The organism is Micromonospora sp. CPCC 205554, from assembly GCF_036902745.1.
GTDB lineage: Bacteria > Actinomycetota > Actinomycetes > Mycobacteriales > Micromonosporaceae > Micromonospora > Micromonospora tulbaghiae.
On sequence record NZ_JBAKHP010000005.1, the window covers coordinates 176,112 to 196,505 of the forward strand.

Annotated in this window: 17 protein-coding genes; 6 read left to right on the top strand and 11 right to left on the bottom strand. The window is 73.2% G+C overall.

All coding sequences use genetic code 11. The features are described from left to right. The first annotated feature begins 194 nt into the window (after positions 1-194). The gene (locus V6U82_RS09955) at positions 195-1,028 is read left to right on the top strand and encodes a hypothetical protein (protein WP_334460640.1); all 834 of its coding nucleotides are present in this window, start codon (positions 195-197) and stop codon (positions 1,026-1,028) included. Positions 1,029-1,079: 51 nt separating this feature from the next. Here V6U82_RS09955 and V6U82_RS09960 read toward each other — a convergent pair whose 3' ends face one another. Next, positions 1,080-1,550, bottom strand: a complete 471-nt coding sequence (locus V6U82_RS09960; protein ID WP_334460642.1) for a hemerythrin domain-containing protein — start codon at positions 1,548-1,550, stop codon at positions 1,080-1,082. Between the two features lie 235 nt (positions 1,551-1,785). Between V6U82_RS09960 and V6U82_RS09965 the strand changes: the two genes are divergently transcribed. Continuing rightward, positions 1,786-2,952 (top strand): serine hydrolase domain-containing protein, encoded by a 1,167-nt coding sequence (locus V6U82_RS09965; RefSeq protein WP_128138623.1) that lies wholly within the window; start codon positions 1,786-1,788, stop codon positions 2,950-2,952. 61 nt (positions 2,953-3,013) lie between these two features. On the opposite strand, the gene V6U82_RS09970 is transcribed toward V6U82_RS09965, so the two are convergent. Then, complete coding sequence (locus tag V6U82_RS09970; RefSeq protein ID WP_334460644.1) at positions 3,014-3,667, bottom strand: response regulator transcription factor; 654 nt, start codon at positions 3,665-3,667, stop codon at positions 3,014-3,016. Beyond that, entirely contained in the window at positions 3,655-4,881 is a 1,227-nt protein-coding gene (locus tag V6U82_RS09975) for a sensor histidine kinase (RefSeq protein WP_334460645.1), read from the bottom strand. The genes V6U82_RS09970 and V6U82_RS09975 overlap by 13 nt, the downstream gene beginning before the upstream one ends. A gap of 168 nt (positions 4,882-5,049) precedes the next feature. Between V6U82_RS09975 and V6U82_RS09980 the strand changes: the two genes are divergently transcribed. From V6U82_RS09980 to V6U82_RS09990, 3 genes are all read left to right on the top strand, one after another. Further along, entirely contained in the window at positions 5,050-5,262 is a 213-nt protein-coding gene (locus tag V6U82_RS09980) for a hypothetical protein (RefSeq protein WP_334460646.1), read from the top strand. A gap of 115 nt (positions 5,263-5,377) precedes the next feature. Next, a complete protein-coding gene (locus tag V6U82_RS09985; RefSeq protein ID WP_334460648.1) occupies positions 5,378-6,541 on the top strand; it encodes a low temperature requirement protein A in 1,164 nt (387 codons plus the stop codon). 174 nt (positions 6,542-6,715) lie between these two features. After that, positions 6,716-9,469 (top strand): beta-L-arabinofuranosidase domain-containing protein, encoded by a 2,754-nt coding sequence (locus V6U82_RS09990; protein ID WP_334460649.1) that lies wholly within the window; start codon positions 6,716-6,718, stop codon positions 9,467-9,469. A 38-nt stretch (positions 9,470-9,507) separates the two neighbouring features. Here the strand turns inward: V6U82_RS09990 and V6U82_RS09995 are convergent, their stop codons facing one another. The 3 genes from V6U82_RS09995 to V6U82_RS10005 form a co-directional block, all read right to left on the bottom strand. Beyond that, positions 9,508-10,326, bottom strand: coding sequence for an endonuclease/exonuclease/phosphatase family protein (locus V6U82_RS09995; protein ID WP_334460650.1), 819 nt, complete (start codon positions 10,324-10,326; stop codon positions 9,508-9,510). 114 nt (positions 10,327-10,440) lie between these two features. Further along, the gene (locus V6U82_RS10000) at positions 10,441-12,396 is read right to left on the bottom strand and encodes a translation factor GTPase family protein (protein ID WP_334460651.1); all 1,956 of its coding nucleotides are present in this window, start codon (positions 12,394-12,396) and stop codon (positions 10,441-10,443) included. Between the two features lie 107 nt (positions 12,397-12,503). Continuing rightward, positions 12,504-13,547 carry a hypothetical protein gene (locus V6U82_RS10005; RefSeq protein ID WP_334460652.1) on the bottom strand — a complete coding sequence of 348 codons (1,044 nt, stop codon included), beginning with the start codon at positions 13,545-13,547 and terminating at the stop codon, positions 12,504-12,506. Between the two features lie 63 nt (positions 13,548-13,610). On the opposite strand from V6U82_RS10005, the gene V6U82_RS10010 reads away from it, so the two are divergent. Next, the gene (locus tag V6U82_RS10010; RefSeq protein WP_334460653.1) at positions 13,611-14,192 is read left to right on the top strand and encodes a TetR/AcrR family transcriptional regulator; all 582 of its coding nucleotides are present in this window, start codon (positions 13,611-13,613) and stop codon (positions 14,190-14,192) included. Positions 14,193-14,231: 39 nt separating this feature from the next. Here the strand turns inward: V6U82_RS10010 and V6U82_RS10015 are convergent, their stop codons facing one another. From V6U82_RS10015 to V6U82_RS10035, 5 genes are all read right to left on the bottom strand, one after another. Continuing rightward, complete coding sequence (locus V6U82_RS10015; RefSeq protein WP_334460654.1) at positions 14,232-15,890, bottom strand: RICIN domain-containing protein; 1,659 nt, start codon at positions 15,888-15,890, stop codon at positions 14,232-14,234. A 57-nt stretch (positions 15,891-15,947) separates the two neighbouring features. Continuing rightward, on the bottom strand, positions 15,948-17,417 hold the full coding sequence (locus V6U82_RS10020) for a family 43 glycosylhydrolase (RefSeq protein WP_334460655.1): 1,470 nt from the start codon (positions 17,415-17,417) through the stop codon (positions 15,948-15,950). A gap of 23 nt (positions 17,418-17,440) precedes the next feature. Next, entirely contained in the window at positions 17,441-18,895 is a 1,455-nt protein-coding gene (locus V6U82_RS10025) for a family 43 glycosylhydrolase (RefSeq protein ID WP_334460656.1), read from the bottom strand. A 172-nt stretch (positions 18,896-19,067) separates the two neighbouring features. Continuing rightward, positions 19,068-19,523 (bottom strand): OsmC family protein, encoded by a 456-nt coding sequence (locus V6U82_RS10030; protein WP_334460657.1) that lies wholly within the window; start codon positions 19,521-19,523, stop codon positions 19,068-19,070. Further along, positions 19,516-20,331 carry a TIGR02452 family protein gene (locus V6U82_RS10035; RefSeq protein WP_334460658.1) on the bottom strand — a complete coding sequence of 272 codons (816 nt, stop codon included), beginning with the start codon at positions 20,329-20,331 and terminating at the stop codon, positions 19,516-19,518. The genes V6U82_RS10030 and V6U82_RS10035 overlap by 8 nt, the downstream gene beginning before the upstream one ends. Positions 20,332-20,394: the final 63 nt, after the last annotated feature.

Consider the following 20,394-nt stretch of genomic DNA (forward strand, 5'->3'; position numbering starts at 1 on the left):
CGTCGATGCGGTCAAACCTCGGTCCGCGCTGAACGATGTCGACGCGCCGCCCGTATCCACTGCCGACCGGAACATCGGCCGGAACCGCGATGCCGGAGCGGGCACGAGCAGATTCCTCCAGTCGTCACTTCGCACCGCGGAGACGGGGCGGCAGCCGCCGCGCCGGGTCTCCCGGTCAACCAGAGGAGAGGTGCATGGCCAGGGGTACGCGCAAGACCGCGGTCCTGAAGGTCGGCGGGGTGGGCGCCCTCGCGGCGCTGTTGTTCGCCGGTGGGCTGCAACTGGCGTCGGCGGGCGAGAACGGCCGCCCGGCCACCACCGCCGCCGCGCAGACCGTGAACTGCCCGACCGTACGCGACAAGCTGCCGGCCGTACCCGCGGCGGCCGCGGCCCAGGTGGAACGGGAACTGGCCAACCTGGACCAGGAGATCGCCCGGCAGAACGAACGGCTCGCCCGGCTAGCGGTACGTCCCGAGGGCGGCCCGAACTTCGTCGACAACGCGATCCTCGGCCCGCTGCGCAGCAAGCGGACCGCCGTGCTCGACCGGATCGAGATCGCGTTCAACCGGATCGGCGCGCAGCGCCCGGACCTGGACGCGCTCGCCACCTGCTCGCTCAACGCCCCGGGCGTGCCGAGCGCCGTCAACGGCGGCGCCCAGGGCGGCAGCGGCCAGAACGGCAACGGGCAGAACGGCAACGGCAACGCGGGAGGCCAGAACGGCAACACCGGCGGCGCGGCCCGGACCGTCGACTGCCCCCGGGTCGACCTGCCCGCCGTCCCGGCGGCGGCCGCCGCCCAGGTGCGGGCCGAACTGGCCACGCTCGACAAGCAGATCGCCGAGGCCGACGCCCGCCTCGCCCGGCTCGCGGTACGCCCCGAGGGCGGCCCGGCGTTCATCGACAACGCCATCCTCGGCCCGCTGCGCAGCAAGCGCGTCGCGGCGCTCGACCGCATCGAGATCGCGTTCAACCGGGTCGGCGCGCAGCGGCCCGACCTGGACGCGCTCGCCACCTGCGGCCTGAACTGATCCGGCCCGGTCGCGGCCCGGCGGGCGTATCCCGCCGGGCCGCGACCGCTGTCACAGCGGCCCGAACACGTCGCCCGGGTCGTCGTCCAGCGAGAGCGTCTCCAGCACCGTCAGAAGCTGCCGTTCCTCGTACCGGAAGTGCGACTTCATGATCGCCGCCACGCCCTCCAGGTGCCGGGCCAGCTCGCCCGGCGGGGCGTCCCGGGCCACGGCCGCGCCCAGCCCGGTCAGCAGGTACCCGATCATCGAGTGGTCCTGCCGCAGCCGGTCCAGCGTGGCGCGCAGCTCGGGGTGCCGCGCCGCGATCGCCGGGAAGAGGCTGCGGTCCTCGCCCTCGTGATGCGCGGTCAGCGCCGCGCAGAACCCGTGGCAGTACAACAGCAGGTCACGCGTCGCCGGGCGGGCCGGTTCACCGTCGGCGAGCGCCCGCCGGGTCACCTCCAGCGCCTCGCGCAGCCGCTCGTGGACGGCGCGCATCTCCCGGCTCCAGGCCACCAGCCTGGTCTGTCCGCCCTCAGCCATGTGGCGAGGGCGAAGGGACGACGAGTGTCATCGTCGTGCTCCCTTCGATCCGGCGCCTCCATGCCTGACACGGTCTGCCACCGGCACGCGACGCTGCGCGGAGCCTAACCGGCGGCACCGGTGCCATCAAGTAGTGCCAGCGCTACCCCGCTTCGGGCAGCAGGCGGTATGGAGCGTGGCGCCCGATTCTCCGAGGCTTGAGGCCGTACCCGTTCACCTCCGTCGAGGAGTTCCCATGATTCGCCGTACCTTCCCGGTCGCCGTCGGCGCCACGGCCCTGCTGACCGTCGCCGCGCTGGGTGTGCCCGCCGCGTCCGCCACGACCACCGACGCCCGGCGTCCGGCCGCCGACGCCGTCCAGCAGCGGCTGGACGGCCTGGTCGCCGAGCACGGCTTCCCCGGGGCGCTGGCCTCCGTACGCCGCGACGGCCGGGTGCGCGACTACACCGCCGGGGTCGGTGACCTGCGCACCGGCGCCGCGATCCCGCGCGACGCCCGGGTGCGCGCCGGCAGCAACACCAAGACGTTCACCGCCGTGGTCGTCCTCCAGCTCGTCGGCGAGGGCCGCCTCGACCTCGACGCCCCGGTGGAGCGCTACCTGCCCGGCGTGGTGCGTGCCAACGGCAACGACGGGCGGCGGATCACCGTACGCCAGTTGCTGCAGCAGACCAGCGGCCTGCCCGACTACGACGACGTGGTGTTCAGCAAGGCGCAGGACCTGGTGGACCGGCGCAGCGACTACTTCGACCCGCGCCGGCTGGTGGACGAGGCGCTCACCCAGTCGCGGCACTTCCCGCCGGGCGAGAAGTGGGAGTACAGCAACACCAACTTCGTCCTGGCCGGGCTGATCGTCGAGCGGGTCACCCAGCGCCCGGTCGGCGAGGAGATCACCCGGCGGATCATCGAGCCGCTGCGGCTGCGCGACACGTACTGGCCGCAGACCGGCGAGCAGGACCTGCCCGGCCGGCTGCCGCGCGGATACGTGGCGGTGGAGCCGGGCGCGCCGTGGGTCGACGTGACCCGGATGGACCCGTCGCTGGGCTGGGCCGCCGGCCAGCTCGTCTCGACCCCGTCGGACCTGCGCACGTTCTTCGAGGCGCTGCTGGCGGGCAAGCTGCTCGAGCCGGCCCAGCAGGCGGCCATGACGCGTACCGTGCCGGCGCCCGATTTCGAGCCCACCGGTGTCTGGGAGTACGGCCTGGGCATCGCCCGGCACGAGCTGCCCTGCGGCGGTCACGCCTGGGGGCACGGCGGCGACATCCAGGGCTTCGAGACGCGCAACCTGTCCACCACGGACGGGCGCAGCGCCGTGGTCGCGGTGACCGCGCTGCCGACCGGCCTGGAGATGATGGATGCGGTCAGCAGCACCGTCGACGCGATCCTGTGCGGCACCGGCCGCTGATCCGGGTCGACACCGCACGCGCGCCGCCTCCCCGCGAGGCGGCGCGCCTGCGCGCATGGGCCTACCGCCGGCCGTCGAGATAGCGCAGCACGGCGGTGACCCGGCGGTCGGCGCGGTCGTCCGGCGGCAGGCCCAGCTTCGCGAAGATGTTGCGGATGTGCTTGTGCACCGCGCCCTCGGTGACGAACATCCGTTCCGCGATCGCGCTGTTGCCCAGCCCTTCGGCCATCAGCGCCAGCACCTCGTGCTCACGCGGCGACAGCTCGGCCAGCGCGGTGTCCGGCCGCCGGTTGCGGGCGAGCAGCTGCCCGACCACCTCGGGGTCGATCACGCTGCCGCCGGCCGCGACGCGGTGCAGCGCGGCGAGGAACTCCTCGACCCGGCCCACCCGCTCCTTGAGCAGGTAGCCGAGCCCGGACGCGCCGACCGAGAACAGCTCGGTGGCGAACGCCTGCTCGACGTACGCGGACAGGACCAGCACCGCGAGGCCCGGCCGGCGGCGGCGGGCCTCGACCGCGGCGACGATGCCCTCGTCGGTGTGGGTGGGCGGCATCCGCACGTCGACGATCGCCACGTCCGGCCGGTGCTCGTCCACAGCGGTCAGGAACTCCCCCGGCGTGCCGGCGGTGGCGACCACGTCCAGGTCCTCGGCGCGCAGCAGCAGCGCCAGCCCTTCGCGCAGCAGCGCGTCGTCCTCGGCGATCACGATCCGCATGGCAGCTCCACGTGCATCCTCGTCGGTCCTCCCGGTGGACTCGTGAGCGTCATCCGCCCGTCGTACGCCCCGACCCGGCGGCGGATGCCGGTCAGCCCGGAGCCGCGCGTCTCGTCGGCGTCCCCGCGCCCGTCGTCGGTGACTGTCACGAGCAACCGGTCCCCCTCCCGGCACACGGAGACGTCCACGGCGCTCGCGCCGCTGTGCCGGACCACGTTCGTCAGCGCCTCGGCCACCACGAAGTACGCGGTGGCCTCGACCGCCGCCGCGCAGCGCACGCCGACGTCGACCCGCAGGCGGCACGGCACCGCGCACTCCGCGGCGAGTCCGGCGAGCGCACCGGCCAGGCCCCGGTCACCGAGCACCGGCGGCAGGATGCCGCGCACCACCGTCCGCAGCTCACCGAGCGCCTGCTCGGCCGCGTTCTGCGCGCGTTCCAGGATCTCGTCGGCGCGGGCCGGATCGCGGCGTACCGCCCGCCGCGCGGCGCCGAGCAGCACGTTCACCGCGACCAGCCGGTTCTGCGTGCCGTCGTGCAGCGAGCGTTCGATCCGGCGCAGCTCGACCGCGTGGGCGTCGAGCGCGGCGGCCCGGGTGGCGGTGAGTTCGGCGACCCGCAGCGACAGGTCGACCCCGGGCGGCGGGGGCAGCAGCCGGCGGCCCGGCCCGGCCTGGAGCCGCGCCAGCGCCGGGCCGGACGCGACCGCGAGGACCAGCCACCCGACTCCGAGGACGCCGACCGCGAGCGCGTCGCCGAGCCCGTCGATGCGCCACCACCCGATCCCGGGCGCGCCCGCGTCCGGTGGCACCAGCCGGTACCACAGCGGGAACGTCATGTCCTGCACGGCGTAGATCGGCAGCGCGAGCGCGATCAGCCCGGCGCCGAAGCCGAGTGTTCCGTGAGCGGCGATCCAGCGCAGTTCCCGCCGCACGACCGGATCGCGCAGGGCGGGGCGCAGGGCCTCCGGCGCCGGGCCGGGCGACGGGATCGGCGACCCCCACCGGGACAGCCGGGCACGCTCGCGGTCTGCCACCGACCGCACCGCCCGCAGCATCCCGGGTACGAGCAGCAGCCCGACCCCGCCGACGCAGGCCGCCGCCACGACGACCAGGCCGAACAGCGCGCCGAGCGCCAGCACGGCGGTGCCGAGCCCGCCGACGAGGTGCTCCAGCGCGTCCACCGCGGCGCGGAACCGCCTGCGCACGTACTCCATCCCCGGCCCACCCCCGGCCGCCACGATAGGTCACCGCTGTCGCCGTCCGTCAGGGCCGGACGCGGAAAGTACAGCCTGCTGTACCCCGGTCGTCGTGCTGGCGGGATCGTTCCCGGCCGGCCCTGCGCCTAGCGTGGGTCGCAGAGGAGATCACCCGAGGAGGCAGCCGTGAACGACCTGGACCGTACCGCCGAGACCACCGCAGCCCCGACGCCGGTCACCCGGATGCGCCCGCTGCTCTGGCTGGTGCTCATCGTCAGCGTGGGCGCCAACGTGACGCTGTCGAACGTCCTGGACAACCCGTGGGCCGGTTCGGCCTTCGGCGCCCTGGCGCTGGCGTGCGGGGTGACCCTTGCCGTGAACCACTACCGCAACCGCTGACCACCGAGGGGCGGGCCGTGACGACGATCGGCCCGCCCCTGCCGCGTTCGCCCGCGCGAGCGCCGCACCGGCTGGTACGACTGGTGTCGGCGGCGGCGCGTACGGAAGGGACCGGATGGCGAGTGGGCTGCGAGGACATCTGCTGCGGCCACGTGAGGCCTCCCGCCGGGCGTCGTTCCTGGAACTCTTCTTCGACCTGGCGTTCCTCCTCGCGCTGAACCGGCTGTCCCTGACGCTGGAGCACGATCTCAGCCTCGGCGGGGCGTTCCGGACCGCCCTGCTGCTGGCGCCGATCTGGTGGGTGTGGTTCGTGACCGCGTGGTCGACGGACTGGTTCGATCCGCGCTCCCCGGTGATCGTCGCGCTGCTCATCTGGGTGATGTTCGGCGGCCTGCTCATGGCGGCCTCGGCGCCCACCGCGTACACCGGGCACGCGCTCGTGTTCGCCGGTGCGTACGTGGCGATCCACCTCGGCCGGCCCGCCCTCCTGCTGCCGGCGCTGCGCGGGCATCCGCTGCGGCTGCGGAGCCTGCGGGTGGCGATCTGGTTCGCGGTCTCCGGGGTGCTCTGGGTGACCGGCGCGCTCGCCGGTCCGGCACAGATGGCGCTCTGGACCGCGGCGGTCGTGCTGGATCTCGCGCTGGCCCGGCTGCGCTGGCCGACGCCCGGCCTGGGCCGCGCGACCTGGAGCGACCTCCAGATCGTCGGCGAGCACCTGGCCGAGCGCTACCAGCAGATCTACATCATCGCGCTGGGTGAGCTGATCCTGTCCGCCGGGATCGTCTACAGCGCCACGGGCTTCGACAGCTACCGGACGGTCGCGTTCGCGCTGGTGTTCGTCAACGCGGTCAGCATCGGCGCGCTCTACCTGGTGCCGGGCGGCATGCGGCTGGGTACGGCGATCGACGCGCTCGGGCCGGCCGGCAGCCGGCTGGGCCTGCTGGCCGGCTACCTGCACCTGCTGATGGTGGCGGGCGTGGTGGCCGCCGCCGTCGGCGCGAAGGTGATGATCGCCGAGCCGTTGTCCCGCGACCCGGCCGCGTTCCTGGTGACGCTCAGCGGCCCGGCGCTGTTCCTGATCGGCTGGATCCTGCTCGCGGCGGCCGTGCATCACCGGGTGTCCTGGCACCGGCCGGCCGGGCTGGTGGCGCTGGTGGCGCTGGGGCTGCTGGCCCACCGGCTGCCGCTGCTGGCCGGATCCGCGCTGATGGCCGCGCTGCTGATCGCCGTCGTGGTCGCGGAGACCGCCGTCATCCGGCGGGCGGGCCGGCCGCGTTAACGCTGCGAATCGATTGACAGCCAGCTATGCGAACGCCAAGCTGGAGAGCATTGTTAGCGTTAACGCGGCCGACCTCTCTCCCGCGGAGAAAGGCCCTCTCGTGCCCCTGACCCGACGCGCGTACCCCCGTCACCACCGTCCCCCACCACCCCCGTCCCCGCCACGGAGGCCGTCATGCCCGCTCCCCTGGTGAACCGCCGATTCGTCCTGCGCACCACCGCCGCCACCGCCGTCGCCGCCACCGCCGGCGCCGCCGCCGGGTCCGTCGCCGCAGGCGGCACGGCGCGCGCCGCGCTGCCACCGGCCCGCCCCGACATCGGCGTGTCCGCGTACGCGTTCGACCCGGGCCAGGTACGGCTGACCGCCGGCCGCTGGCAGGACAACCAGAACCGTACGGTCGCCTACCTGCGCTTCGTCGACGTGAACCGGCTGCTCTACAACTTCCGGACCAACCACCGCCTGTCCACCGGCGGCGCCGCCGCCAACGGCGGCTGGGACGCGCCGAACTTTCCGTTCCGCACCCACATGCAGGGTCACTTCCTGACCGCCTGGGCACAGGCGTGGGCGGTGCTCGGCGACACCACCTGCCGGGACAAGGCGCTCACCATGGTCGCCGAGCTGGCCCGCTGTCAGGCCAACAACGGCGCGGCCGGGTTCGGCGCCGGATACCTGTCCGGCTTCCCCGAGTCCGACTTCACCGCGCTGGAGGCCCGGACGCTGAGCAACGGCAACGTCCCCTACTACTGCGTCCACAAGACGCTCGCCGGGCTGCTGGACGTGTGGCGGTTGATCGGCAGCACCCAGGCCCGGGACGTGCTGCTGGCGCTGGCCGGCTGGGTCGACCAGCGCACCGGCCGGCTCACCTCGGCCCAGATGCAGGCCATGCTCGGCACCGAGTTCGGCGGCATGAACGCGGTGCTCACCGACCTCTACCAGCAGACCGGCGACGGGCGGTGGCTCACCGTCGCCCAGCGGTTCGACCACGCCGCCGTGTTCAACCCGCTCGCCGCGAACTCCGACCAGCTCAACGGGCTGCACGCCAACACGCAGGTGCCCAAGTGGATCGGCGCGGCCCGGGAGTACAAGGCCACCGGCGCGACCCGCTACCGGGACATCGCCGTGAACGCGTGGGCCATCACGGTCGGCGCCCACACGTACGCCATCGGCGGCAACAGCCAGGCCGAGCACTTCCGCGCCCCCAACGCGATCGCCGGCTACCTGCGCAACGACACCTGCGAGGCGTGCAACACGTACAACATGCTCAAGCTGACCCGGGAGCTGTGGCAGCTCGACCCGGACCGGGTCGCGTACGCCGACTTCTACGAACGCGCGCTGCTCAACCACATGATCGGCCAGCAGAACCCGGCCGACGCGCACGGCCACGTCACGTACTTCACCCCGCTCAACCCGGGCGGGCGGCGCGGTGTCGGCCCGGCGTGGGGCGGCGGCACCTGGAGCACCGACTACAACTCATTCTGGTGCTGCCAGGGCACCGGGCTGGAGACGAACACGACGCTCGCGGACGCGATCTACTTCCACAACGACACCACGCTGACGGTCAACCTGTTCGTCCCCTCGGTGCTCACCTGGAGCCGGCGCGGCATCACCGTCACCCAGGCCACCTCGTACCCGGTCGGCGACACCACCACGCTCACCGTCACCGGTTCGGTGGGCGGCTCGTGGACCATGCGGATCCGGATCCCGGCGTGGACCAGCGGGGCGAGCGTCAGCGTCAACGGCGTCGCGGCGGGCATCGCCACCACGCCGGGCAGCTACGCCGTGCTGACCCGCGCCTGGACCTCCGGCGACACGGTCACGGTCCGGCTGCCGATGCGGGTGGCCACCGTCGCCGCCAACGACGACGCCGCGGTGCAGGCCGTCACGTACGGGCCGGTGGTGCTCTCCGGCAACTACGGCAACACCACGTTGAGCGGCCTGCCGACGCTGGATCCCGCCTCGGTCACCCGTACCGGCACGGGCTCTCTCGCGTTCACCGCCCGGGCCGACGGCGCCACCGTCAACCTCGGCCCGTTCTACGACGCCCACGGGCACAACTACACCGTCTACTGGCGGGTCGGCGCGGGCGGTGGCGGCGGGGAGGCGAGCTTCCGGCTCGCGAACGCGGCCAGCGGCCTGGTGCTCGGCATCCAGAACATGTCCACCGCCGACGGCGGGCTCGCGCTCCAGTGGGGCGACACCGGCACCGCCGACCACGACTGGCAACTGGTGGCCGACGGGTCGGCGCTGCGGCTGCGCAACGTCAACAGCGGCAAGGTGCTGGGCGTGGAGAACATGTCCACCGCCGACGGCGCCCGGATCCTGCAGTGGGCGGACAACGGCACCGCCGACCATCTCTGGACCGTCGTCGACGTCGGCGACGGCAGCCACAAGCTGCGCAACGTGCACACCGGCAAGCTGCTCGGCATCTCCGGCGGTTCGACCGCCCAGGGCGCGTTCGCCGTGCAGGACCCGGACAACGGCAGCCCGGACAACCAGTGGCGGTTCCTGCCCAATGGGGCGCGGCGGATCCAGAACCTCGGCAGCGGGCTGGTGCTCGGCGTGCAGAACATGTCCACCGCCGACGGCGGTCCGGTCATCCAGTGGGGCGACACCGGCACCGCCGACCACCTCTGGACCGCGCTCGTGGACACCGGTGGCTACCTGCGGCTGCGCAACGGCAACAGCGGCAAGGTGCTGGGCGTCGAGGGTGGCTCGGCAGCGGCCGGCGCCCGGATCGTGCAGTGGGCCGACAACGGCACCGCCGACCACAGGTGGCGGCTGCGGCACGGTGGCGGCGGTTGGTTCCGGATCCAGTGCGCGAACGGGGGCCGGGTGCTCGGGCTCAGTGGCGGTTCCGGCGCCCAGGGCGCGCAGGCGGTCCTCGCCGACGACACCGGGGCCGCGCACCAGCGCTGGCGGTTCCTCTGACCCCGGTCGACTCGTCCCGCACGGTCCCCCGGTCCCGGTCAGTACCGTTCCGGTGGCGGCACGGACCACGAGCGGATCATGGTCGCCAGCAGCGCCGGATGGTCGGTCGTCCCGCGCATGTCCAGCGAGCGGCGGCAGCAGATCGTCACGCCCATCGACGCCACGATCTGCTGCCGGGCGCCGTCGTCGATCCGCCGGTAGCCGGCCGGCACGCACGCGCGCACGTCCGGCGTGCCACCGGCGCGCAGGTTGAGGTCACCGCCGACGACAGCCGGCGCGCTCCCGGCGTCGCCCCGGACGCCCGGCACGACGGCGCCGAGCAGGTGCCCGCACTGGGCCAGCGCGACCTGGGCGCTGGTGTTCGCCAGGTGCGTGGTGCACGCGTGCAGTCCGGCGGCCCGGACGCACAGCCAGACCCGCTCCTCCGGGTCGGCGAGGTCCTGCGCCGGATAGGTCCCCCGGTGCACCGACGGCCGGGCCTCCCGGCCGTCGAGGCGGGCGAGCAGCCCGATCCCGTACGGCTCGCCGTTGTTGCACCGGGTGGGGCCGCCGGAGGGGCGGTCACCGGCGGCCTGGAAGGCGGACACCACAGTGCCGCCGGCACGGGCGGCGCGCAGCGTCCGCTCCAGCGTCACCACGTCGTCGCGGCAGATCTCGTTGAGCGTGACCACGTCGGGCGCCTCGGCGGCGATCACGTCGGCGGCCTGGCGGACGGCCCGGCCGGTGTAGCAGCCGGCCCGGCCGCTGTTGCACAGGTTCATCTGGAGCACCCGCAGCGTTCCCGTGCCGGTGGCGCCGGCGCCCGACGAACCGGCGGGCAGCCCGGCGACGACGAGCAGGCACACCGCGGCCAGCACCCGGCGGACACGCCGGGCGGGGTGAGTGGCCGGCTGCGCTGACAGCGGGGCTCCAACGGGTACGGGCGGCGGCGGGCGCCGGTGATCCTATCGCCGCGACCCGCCCGTCGCCGCCTACCTCGGCACGGCCCGGAACCACGCCTCCCGGTCGTCCGGGTCGGGCCCGCGCCGGGGCAGCCTCGGCGGCTCCTCCCCGGTGACCGGTGCGTAGTGGTCGAAGGTGGTGGTCAGCACCGCCTCGCCGCCGGTGAGGTCGGGCAGGGCGGCGACGACCCGCGGCACCCGGGCGGACGGCAGGGTGCCGCTCACCTCCAGGTATCCGCCCGCGACGGCGGTGTCGTGGACGACCGCTCCCTGCCGGCCGAGCAGCGCCAGCACCGTTTCCACCGTGTGCCGGGGAAGGTTGACGTCGAACCGCTCGATCGGCTGGCACACCCGCGTACCGGCCTGCCGCAGCGCGGCGGCGACCACTACCGGCGCGAGGTTGCGGAAGTCCGCCGCCACCGTCGAGATCGACTTGTCGAACTTCTGGTGCGGCCGGCTCTGCCGGGGCCAGTACCGGGACGCCGTCATGGTGACTGTGCAGTCGGTGACCGGCCAGCCGTACCGGCCCTGCCGCAGCGCGGCCCGCACGCCCTCCTCGGTGGCGGCGACGAACGCCGGCGGCAGCCGGCCCGGCTCGATCCCGGCACGGAACTCGATGCCGTGCCCGGCCGGGGCGGCCTCGATGCGCAACCCCAGCCCGGCCAGATACGGGTTCCCGCGCTCCCGCACCCGTTCCTCGGCGCTCCCGGTGCCGGCGACCCGTTCGATGCAGGCGGTGAGCGTGCCGGAGAACCGCACCCGGACGCCGTACCGGTCCTCCATCAGGGCGGCCAGCACCTCCTTCTGGACCTCGCCGTGCAGGCGGATCACCGCCTCGGCCTGCTGCTCGTCGAGGCGCAGGTCCACGAGCGGGTCCTCGTCGGCCAGTTCGGCCAGCCCGGCGAACATCGCCAGGCGCTGCGCCGGGTCGACCGGTTCGACGACCGCCTGCCGGGTCGGCGGCGGGAACCGGTAGCCGTGCCGCCGTGGCGGGTCGCCGATGTGCTGGCCGATCCGGGCCGACACCCCGCGTACCGCCGCGATCTGCCCGGCGGAGACCGACCGGCGCACCAGCACACCCTCGGGCTCGATCACGGCGATCTCGGTCACCGGCTCCGGACGGCCGCCGGTGAGCCGCACCCGGTCCCGCACCCGCAGCCGCCCGGACCACAGCCGCAGCCAGACGCGCCGGCCGTGCCCGTCCCGGTCGACGGCGAAGACCGTGCCCGCCGGCGGGCCGTCCCGCGTCTCGCCGTACGGCAGCAGGTCGGCCAGGACGTCGCACAACCGGCGTACCCCGGCACCGGTGATCGCCGAACCGCACACCGCCGGGACCAGCTCTCCGCGGCGGACCGCGCGCCGGAGCGCCCGCCGGACGTCGCGGACGCGTACCGGCCGGTCGGTCAGCCAGCGCGCCGCCACCGCGTCGTCGACCTCCGCCACCTCCGCCACCACGGGTTCGGCGTCGAGGTCCACGGCCTGCACCCGGGCCTCGCGGTGGCCCTGGCCGGTGACAGTGCCGAGCAGGACCGGCCGCGCCCCGAGCCGCTGCCGCACCTGGGCCGTCACCCGGTCCACGTCGGCGCCGCCACGGTCCACCTTGTTGAAGAACAGCACGGTCGGTACGCCGATGCGGCGCAGCGCCCGCCAGATGGCGACGGTCTGCGGCTGGACGCCCTCGACGCTCGACACCACGAGCACGGCGGCGTCGAGCACGGCCAGGGACCGCTCGACCTCCGCGATGAAGTCGGGGTGGCCGGGGGTGTCCAGCAGGTTGATGCTCAGGTCGCCGATGGTGATCGCCGTGACGGCCGCCCGGATGGTGATGCCACGGCGGCGTTCCAGCTCCATCGAGTCGGTCCGCGTCGTGCCGGCGTCGACACTGCCCGGCTCGGCCACCGCGCCCGCCTCGTAGAGGAGGCGTTCGGTCAGACTGGTCTTTCCGGCGTCAACATGCGCGACGATTCCGAGGTTCAACAGGGCCAAGGCAGCACTCCACGGTAGGACGGGCAAGGGTCCGAAGCGTGGAAGCTGCTCGCATCATCTCTCCTGGTGGTCGTCGTCGTGGCGGCGCTCGCCGCCGGTGTGCAGTCCTACCTTGCCCGCCCGCCGCGATCGCCACCACCGAATTCGGTCCGGCTCAGCGCACGGACGCGGCCGTACTCGGCCAGGGCGTGGAAGGCGGCCTTGGGCGTCCACGAGCCGTCCGGCAGCACGCGCACGATCCCCCGTGACGCCAGGTCGTAGTCGTGCTCGGGGTCGCCGGTGGTCGGCAGGTGCCGGTTCGCGAACGTGTACACGAACGCCGCCTCCACCCCGCCGGCCTCGTAGTCGCGCAGCAGGTCGACGAGGTAGCGTGCCTGGCCCTCCTCGTCGCGCTCCAGTTCGGCGGTGAGTTTCGCCGCACGGCCGTGCTCGTCGTAGACCACCGGCTCCGTCGCGCCCGCGACGCCGGCAGCGCCGCGGAAGGTGCAGCAGCCGAACTCGGTCGCCGCGTACGGCTTGCCCTGTCCCACGGCCGCCGCCAGGGACTGCGGGAACGCCGCGGAGTTGGTCGCGTCGCGGTAGCCGGCGTCGCTGGCGATGATGTCGAAGGCCGCCCAGTCGACGTCCTCGAGCGGGATCGAGGCGTACCCGACGGGGCCACCGAAGCGCTCCCGCACGGCGGGTACCGCTTCCGCGAGGAAGTCGCGCACCGCGGCCCGCGCGGCCGGGACCGCCTCCCGCATCCGCATCGGCTCGGCGAACAGCGCCATGCGCTCGGTCAGGTCACGGCCGGGCAGGAAGCCGTCGGTGAACATGGAGATCTCGGAACCGGTGAGGTAGACGACCGGGGCGCCGTCCCGCCGCAGCCGCTCGGCCCGTTCGGCGCCGTCGAGCAGGAACGCCATGAGGCTGTCACGGTCCAGGCCGTTGGTGAACGGGCAGTACCACACCTCCAGCCCCGCCTCGGCCGCCAGCCGCGCGGTCAGCTCCAGCCGATCCTGCACGCCGCCGGTGACGCGGACCGCGTCGCAGCCCAGCTCGTCGCGGATGACACGCAGGTCGCTGCGCACGACGTCCGGGTCGAACGGCTCGTGGGTGGTGGATCCGGCGCTGACGAAGCCGGTGTCGTAGTTCATGCCGAAGACGCGCATCGAGAACTCCACTCTTAGGGTACGCGACGTACCCTATAAGGTACGCCGCGTACCCTGCAAGGCATGAGCAGGAGGCGACGGGGCGAGGAACTGGAACAGGCGATCCTGCGGGCCGCGGCGGAGGAACTGCGCGAGTCCGGATACGCGGGGATGACGATGGACCGGGTGGCCGCCCGCGCCGGGACCAACAAGAACGCCATCTACCGCCGATGGCCGCACCGGGCGGCGCTGGGCGTCGCGGCGTACCGTCACCTGTCCGACGCGGCCATGCCGAACCCGGACACGGGCACACTGCGAGGCGACGCGCTCGAGATGCTCCGGCTGGCCAACGAGACGTGGTCGTCGCCGCACGGGGCCGTCCTGCGCGGCCTGCTCGCCGCCGCCGCCGACGACCCGGAACTGCTCACGCTCATGCGCGAACGGACCGGCGCCGCCACCATGGACCGCGCGTGGATCGGGATGCTGGAACGGGCCGCGGCCCGGGGCGAGGCGCCGGCGGCGGCCGTCCGCCACCGGGTGGCGACGGTACCGATGATGCTGCTGCGCGCCGAGTACGCGATGCGCGGCGTCCCCTCCGTCCCCGACGAGGTGCTGGTCGAGATCGTGGACGAGGTGTTCCTGCCCCTGGTACGCGGTCGCGACTGACGCCACCGCGCACTCCACGGGCCGTACCGGCCCGGATCGTCAGCACCAGGTGAGCGTCGAGTTGACCCGTGTGACGTTGCTGATCGTGTTGTTCGCCCCACCGCACGGGCTCTGGGTGATGTTGGTGTTGGTGACCGTCAGGTTCTGGAAGCGGATGCCGGAGGAGATCGGGAACTCGGTCCGCGAGGCGATCCGCACCTCGCCGCCGCCCGTCACCGTGCCGGACACCCCGGCGATGGTGACGTTGTAGCAGTTCTCCACCAGGATCGAGTTGTTGCCGGTGTTCGAGATGGTCACCCGGTCGATGACCGCGCCGCCGGACTCCGACACGCAGAAGATCCCCCGCCCGCCGCCGGACGCGATCACGGTGCCGACCCGGATGTTCGTCGGGTACGAGCTGCCGATCCGGCCGTTGCGGTTGGCCATCCGGAACGCCGCGTACCCGGTTCCGGTGCCGGCGCCCTGCGCGTCGACGGTGCCCACGGTGGCGTTGATCGTGTCGTTGAGCAGCAGACCGGAGTAGCCGGTGTTGCGCGCGGTGACGGTGCCGATGGTCAGGCCGTCCACGCCGTACGTCTCCACGCCGTGCGCGCCGGTCCCCGACACGTACACGGTGTCGATGCGCACGTTGCGGACCTTGACCGACCGGTCGCCGCCGTGGTTGTCGATCCGGATCCCCAGTCCGCCGGACAGCCGCATGTCGATCTGCCCGAGCGTCAGGTTGTTCACGTTGCGCATGAAGATCCCGTACAGCGGCGCCCCGGTGAGCGTCAGGTTCTGCACCTCGACGTCGGTCGTCCCGCGCGAGTAGACGGGCGCGTAGTCGCCCGACCCCGAGCCGGTCACGTTGACCGTGCCGCAGACCGCGAGCGTCGTGTACGACGGCAGCGACAACCGCGACCCGGCGCTCATCGACCCGGAGCCGCGCACCACCACCCGCTGCTTGGCGGTCCGTCCGGCCGGCAGGGAGTTCACCGCGGCCTGCATCGCCGCCAGCATGTCCGAGCCCGAGTACACGGTCGACGATCCGTTGCGGGCCGTCCAGGTGCCGCCGTTGAGCACGGCCTCGGCCTGGTAGGAGCCGCTGCCGCATCCGGTGGACGGCGGCGGCGTGGTGGGCGTTCCGCCGGTGCCCACCCGGACCATCTGCCACTGCTGGTTGGTGCCGTTGAGGTCGGCGTACTGGCTGACCCGGGCGCCGTCGGCGGTCGACCTCTCCCAGACCTCCAGGGCCTTGCCGGAGTGCCGGTTGATCAGACGGATGTAGCCGCTGTCCGAGTCCAGGACCTGGAACTGCTGGTTGGTGCCGTTGAGGTCGGGCCACTGCCGGTACTCCGCGCCGTCGGCGACGTTCCACTCCCACAGGTCCACGACCTTGGCGCTGTGGCGGGCCCGCAGGCGGTAGTAGCCGCTGCCGGAGGAGACGAACTGGAACTGCTGCCACTCGCCGTCGTTGCGGGACCACTGCTGGATCGCCGCGCCGTCGGCGGTCGAGGTGTCCCGGACGTCGAGGACCTTGCCGCTGTTGCGGTTGACCAGCACGTACCAGGCGCTGGTGTCGATGGTGGCCGCCTGCGCCGGCGGTGCGGCCACCACTGCCACACCGGCCACGGCGGCCAGCGCCGCCACCAGGGCCAGCGCGAGGCCGGCACGCCGGCCCCGATCTCGGGCGGATGACGTCACTGCGGGGTTGCGCATCGTTCGACCTCCGGGAAATGGGGTACGCCGAGTCCGGCGCGGCGGTTGTCGGGGCGCCTACTCCAGGTGGAAGGTGGCCGCGGCCCGGTCGGCACTCGTGCCCACCGTTTCGAGCTGGAGCAGTCCGTCCCGGTGGCGGACGTACCGGCCGGGGTAGTTCTGCGATTCGAGGGAGAGCCCGTCGGCCGCGACCAGCCCCGGGCGGCGCTGGAAGCTCGCGTCGCCGTCGAACAGGACCGAGCCGTCGTCGCGTTCGACGTAGAGGGCGAAGGCCCGGTGCCGCAGGTAGTAGCCGGGGAAGTTCGTCGACTCCAGCGAGACCGATCCCGCGCCGGCGAGGCCGGGGACGATGCGGAACTGCGAGTCGGCGAGGTTCGTGACGTTCGGCTCGACCCGGGCCCGGTAGTCGTAGTGCCGGATGTAGCTCGCGGTGAGATCGTGCGAGCGCAACCGGACCGGGGTGGCCCCGTCGGGCACGGGGATGCCGAGGTTCGGCGTGCCGTCGGCGTTCCAGTACAGCTTCTGGATCCGGGTCCGCCGGTTCGGGTCGTCGAGCGGGTCGCCGCTGATGTCCCGGTAGTTGCGGTCGTGGTAGACCAGGATGTCGCTCTGCCCGTCCTCGGAGACGGTGAAGGAGTTGTGGCCGGGGCCGTACTGGCCGGTCGCGGCGTTGCTGGCGAACACCGGCGTGGGGCTCTTGCTCCAGGACCCGGCGTCGAGCAGGTTCGCGCCGGCCGACGCGGTCAGCATGCCGAGGCAGTAGTTCGCGTCGGTGGCGCTGGCCGAGTACGTGAGGAAGACCCGGCCGTTGCGCTGGATCACCGCCGGTCCCTCGGCCACCCGGTAGCCGCGGGTCTCCCAGTCGTACGCCGGCACGACCAGCCGGGCCACCGGGCCGGTGACCTGCCACGGTTCGGTGCCCATCCGGGCGAGGTAGACGTTGGAGTTGGTGGCGATGCCCGGCTCCTGCTGGGCCCAGGTCAGATACCGCACCCCGTTCACCACGAACGTCGAGGCGTCCAGGCTGAACGTGTCCCACGGCGTGGTGATCCGGCCGCGTTCGGTCCACGAGCCGGTCAGCGGGTTGGCGCTCGCGTTCTCCAGCACGTACATCCGGATCCGCCACACGTCGTCGGTCCGCCCGGCGGCGAAGTAGACGTACCACCTGCCGTTGATGAAGTGGATCTCCGGGGCCCAGATGTGGGCGCCCATCTCGCCGCTCGTGTGCCGGCGCCAGATCGTCGTCTCGGTGGCGGTGGCCAGCCCTTGCAGGGTGGTGGCCCGCCGGAGCACGATCCGGTCGTACTGCGGCACGGTCGCGGTCATGTAGTAGTAGCCGTCGGTGTGCCGGACGATGTGCGGATCGGCCCGCTGGTTCACCAGCGGGTTGGTGTAGCTCACTTCGGGCGCCGCCTGCGCGGGGCCGGGCACGGCGAGGCCGGCCGAGGTGGTGAGCAGCGCGAGCGCCGCGGCCAGGACCGGCCGCAGACGGCGGCGGGCCGGGTGGAGAAAGTGCCGAGGCGACATGCGCGCCCTCCCAGGTGGCCGGTTCAGTACACGTAGGGCCAGGCAGCGGCGTCGTAGCCGATGCGGTTGACGCCGAGCAGCGACGCGCCGTCGTCGGCGTAGTAGTGGTAGAAGAGGACGTCGCCGTCGGTGTCCGCGAGGACCGCCTGGTGGCCGGGGCCGTGGACGCCGCCGTGCGAGGCGAGGATCTGCGTGCCGCCCCCGGCGAGCATGTCCCGGCCCGCGCGGTCCACGAACGGCCCGGTGGGGCTCGCCGACCGACCGACCATGATCCGGTACGTGCTGGCGGCGCCCTGGCAGCAGCGGTCGAACGAGACGTACAGGTAGTACCAGGAGCCGCGCTTGACCAGGACCGGCGCCTCGATGCCGGGGCCGTAGGCGGCCACGCTGTGCATGGTGCTGCCGAGCCGGCGCCCGGTGGCCGGGTCGATCGGGATCATCTTGATGCCGGACCAGAACGAGCCGAAGCTGAGCCACCAGCGGCCCTGGTCGTCGACTGTGAGGTTCGGGTCGATGGCGTTGAAGTCGTCGGTGGTCCGCGACTCGACGACCAGTCCTTGGTGGGTCCAGCTCCCGGAGTCGCCGGTGGTGCTGGTGGCCAGGAAGATCGCCGAGCGGTTGGAACCGAACGTCGACGCCGAGTAGTACAGGTGGTAGCGCCCGTTGCGGTACGACAGGTCCGGTGCCCACAGGTTGCGCGCGCCGCCGGTGTACGTCGTGGTCCACGGCGTGCCACCGGGGAAGGCGGCGCCCGCGTTGCGGAAGGCGACCCGGTCGGCGGAGGTCTTCAGCGCGACGCCGTCACCGGTGTGCGCGACGAGGTAGGTGCCGTCGGGCCGCTTGACCACCGTCGGGTCGTGGACGCCGATGTCCCCGGTCACCCGGCCGGGCTGCGGGTAGGCCGGTGCCGGGGTGGTGGGTGCCGGGGTGGTGGGCGTGCCGCCGCCCAGCCGGATCAGCTGCCACTGCTGGTTGGCGCCGTCGAGATCGGTGTAGCCGGCCAGCCGCCCGCCGTCGGCGGTCGACCACTGCCACACGTCGACGACCTTGTTCCACTGCCGGTTCACGAACCGTACGAACCCGCCCGCGGAGTCCTGCAACCGGAACTGCTGGGTGGCCGACGAGCGGTCGCTGCTCTGCACGAGCTGGGTGCCGTCGCCGCCGGTCGGCAACTCCAGCACCTTCCCGCTGTGCCGGGACCGCACCTTGTAGAACCCGCCGCCGGCGTCCACGAACTGCCACTGCTGCACCGCGAGGTCGTTGCGCGTCCACTGGTTCACCGGCGCGTTCTCCGCCGTCGACCAGTCGTACAGATCCATCGCCTTGCCGCTGTGCCGGTTCACCACGACGTACGACGCGGACGTGTCGACTGTCGCCGCCGACGCCGGGGCCATCCCGGCCACCACCCCCGCGGCGAGGACCAGCGCCGCCGACACCACGACCGCCGCCGTACGCGTCCTCCGAGCGGTCCCTGTCACCGAGAACCTCCTGCGCCTGGTCGTCACCGGCGGGCCGCGGCGACTCGCCTGACCGGTGACGCTCGTGGCAACGGCATTACCTTCGAGTTACGGCAATGTTCTCGTTAACATAGACAGGTGTCAAGGCGTTGGCAGGCCGGCCGCCCCGTTCAGCGGGCGCCTCCTCCACCGCTCACCGCGGTCCGGTCGAGTCCGGCCCGGCCGTCGCGTCCACGATGGAGACGGGCGTGCCCAGCTCCACTGTGCGGGACACGGTGCAGAGCCGGTCGTGCGACTGCCGCAGCGAGCGAGGCAGCACCTCGCGGGCCCGGTCACCGTCCGCGCCGTCCGGGAACGTCACCGCGAACGTGACGGTGAGGTTCTCCATCCGGTTCCCGGCCTCCGGGTCGCGGATCTTGTCGCCGCTCACCGTGACGGAGAACCGGGTCGGTTCGGCGCGCCGGCTGGTCACGTGGTCGACGTCCACCGCGGTGCAGCCGCCGAGAGCCGCCAGCAGCAGCTCCACCGGCGTGAAGGTCGCGTCCTCCCCCGTACCCATCGCCAGCTCGCCGCCACGGGCGTTGCGCGCCACGTATCTGCCCACGCTGGTGCGCTCGATCTCCACCGACCGGAAGGTGTCGTCACTCATGCGACGAACCTACCGAAAAGCGTTCCGCGAACGTGCGGTACACCGGCGTGCCCGGCAGCCCGTCGCGAACGGCGAACACCACGAGGTCGAAGCGGTCGACCACCCGGAGCGCGTCGGCGAACGCGCCGGCCACCGTCGCCGGGTCGTTCCGGAACACCCCGCACCCCCACGCGCCCAGCACCACGGTCCGGTGCCCGTGCGCGGCCGCGACCTCCAGCACCCGCCGGGCACGCCGCGCCAGCACCGCCGGCACATCGGCGGCGTGGTCCGGCTGGTTGCGCAGGATCGCGCCCAGGTTGGGCGCCGCCGCGGTCAGGAAGGACGTGGTGTACGGCCGGTCGAGCAGGTTGCCCTTGTCGTCGCGGAACACCGGCACGCCCGGGGAGTAGACGACCCGGTCGCTGTACCGCAGGTCCCGCTGGGCCCGGTGGAAGGCGTAGAAGTCCGGGGCGGTGAGCAGGCACGGGTAGAGCGCCGAGGAGCGGGCGATGCTCTCCTCCTGCGCCTGCGCCCCGCCCAGGAACCCGCCACCCGGGTTCTTCGCCGACGCGAACACCAGGCACGCCGCGCCGGGACCGAGCCGGTGGGCGGCCTGCAACGTCGACTCGTGCGTCACCTCCACGTCGCCTGCGCCCGGCTTCGCGTCTCCCTGCGGGAGCACCTCGTCCGGCGCGTGGTGGCGGGTGCCGGCGACGGCGGCCCGTACCGCCGCCCCGATCTCGACGTCGTCACCGGCGTCGTTGCGATAGCGTCCGGCCTCGGCGATCGCGACCGTCCGCCGGGCGATCTCGCGGAGACGGCCGCTCATCCGGCACACCCGTCGACGTCACGCATGATCGGCAATCTAGGCAGTCCCCACCCGGCGGGCAAC

What these genes read in the sequence shown, in the direction of transcription:
- V6U82_RS10015 (WP_334460654.1), bottom strand. Translation starts at nt 15,890, where the DNA reads ATGCGCAACCCCGCAGTGACGTCATCCGCCCGAGATCGGGGCCGGCGT.
- V6U82_RS09965 (WP_128138623.1), top strand. Translation starts at nt 1,786, where the DNA reads ATGATTCGCCGTACCTTCCCGGTCGCCGTCGGCGCCACGGCCCTGCTG.
- V6U82_RS10030 (WP_334460657.1), bottom strand. Translation starts at nt 19,523, where the DNA reads ATGAGTGACGACACCTTCCGGTCGGTGGAGATCGAGCGCACCAGCGTG.
- V6U82_RS09955 (WP_334460640.1), top strand. Translation starts at nt 195, where the DNA reads ATGGCCAGGGGTACGCGCAAGACCGCGGTCCTGAAGGTCGGCGGGGTG.
- V6U82_RS10010 (WP_334460653.1), top strand. Translation starts at nt 13,611, where the DNA reads ATGAGCAGGAGGCGACGGGGCGAGGAACTGGAACAGGCGATCCTGCGG.
- V6U82_RS10005 (WP_334460652.1), bottom strand. Translation starts at nt 13,547, where the DNA reads ATGCGCGTCTTCGGCATGAACTACGACACCGGCTTCGTCAGCGCCGGA.
- V6U82_RS10035 (WP_334460658.1), bottom strand. Translation starts at nt 20,331, where the DNA reads ATGAGCGGCCGTCTCCGCGAGATCGCCCGGCGGACGGTCGCGATCGCC.
- V6U82_RS10020 (WP_334460655.1), bottom strand. Translation starts at nt 17,417, where the DNA reads ATGTCGCCTCGGCACTTTCTCCACCCGGCCCGCCGCCGTCTGCGGCCG.
- V6U82_RS09975 (WP_334460645.1), bottom strand. Translation starts at nt 4,881, where the DNA reads ATGGAGTACGTGCGCAGGCGGTTCCGCGCCGCGGTGGACGCGCTGGAG.
- V6U82_RS09970 (WP_334460644.1), bottom strand. Translation starts at nt 3,667, where the DNA reads ATGCGGATCGTGATCGCCGAGGACGACGCGCTGCTGCGCGAAGGGCTG.
- V6U82_RS09990 (WP_334460649.1), top strand. Translation starts at nt 6,716, where the DNA reads ATGCCCGCTCCCCTGGTGAACCGCCGATTCGTCCTGCGCACCACCGCC.
- V6U82_RS09960 (WP_334460642.1), bottom strand. Translation starts at nt 1,550, where the DNA reads ATGGCTGAGGGCGGACAGACCAGGCTGGTGGCCTGGAGCCGGGAGATG.
- V6U82_RS09985 (WP_334460648.1), top strand. Translation starts at nt 5,378, where the DNA reads ATGGCGAGTGGGCTGCGAGGACATCTGCTGCGGCCACGTGAGGCCTCC.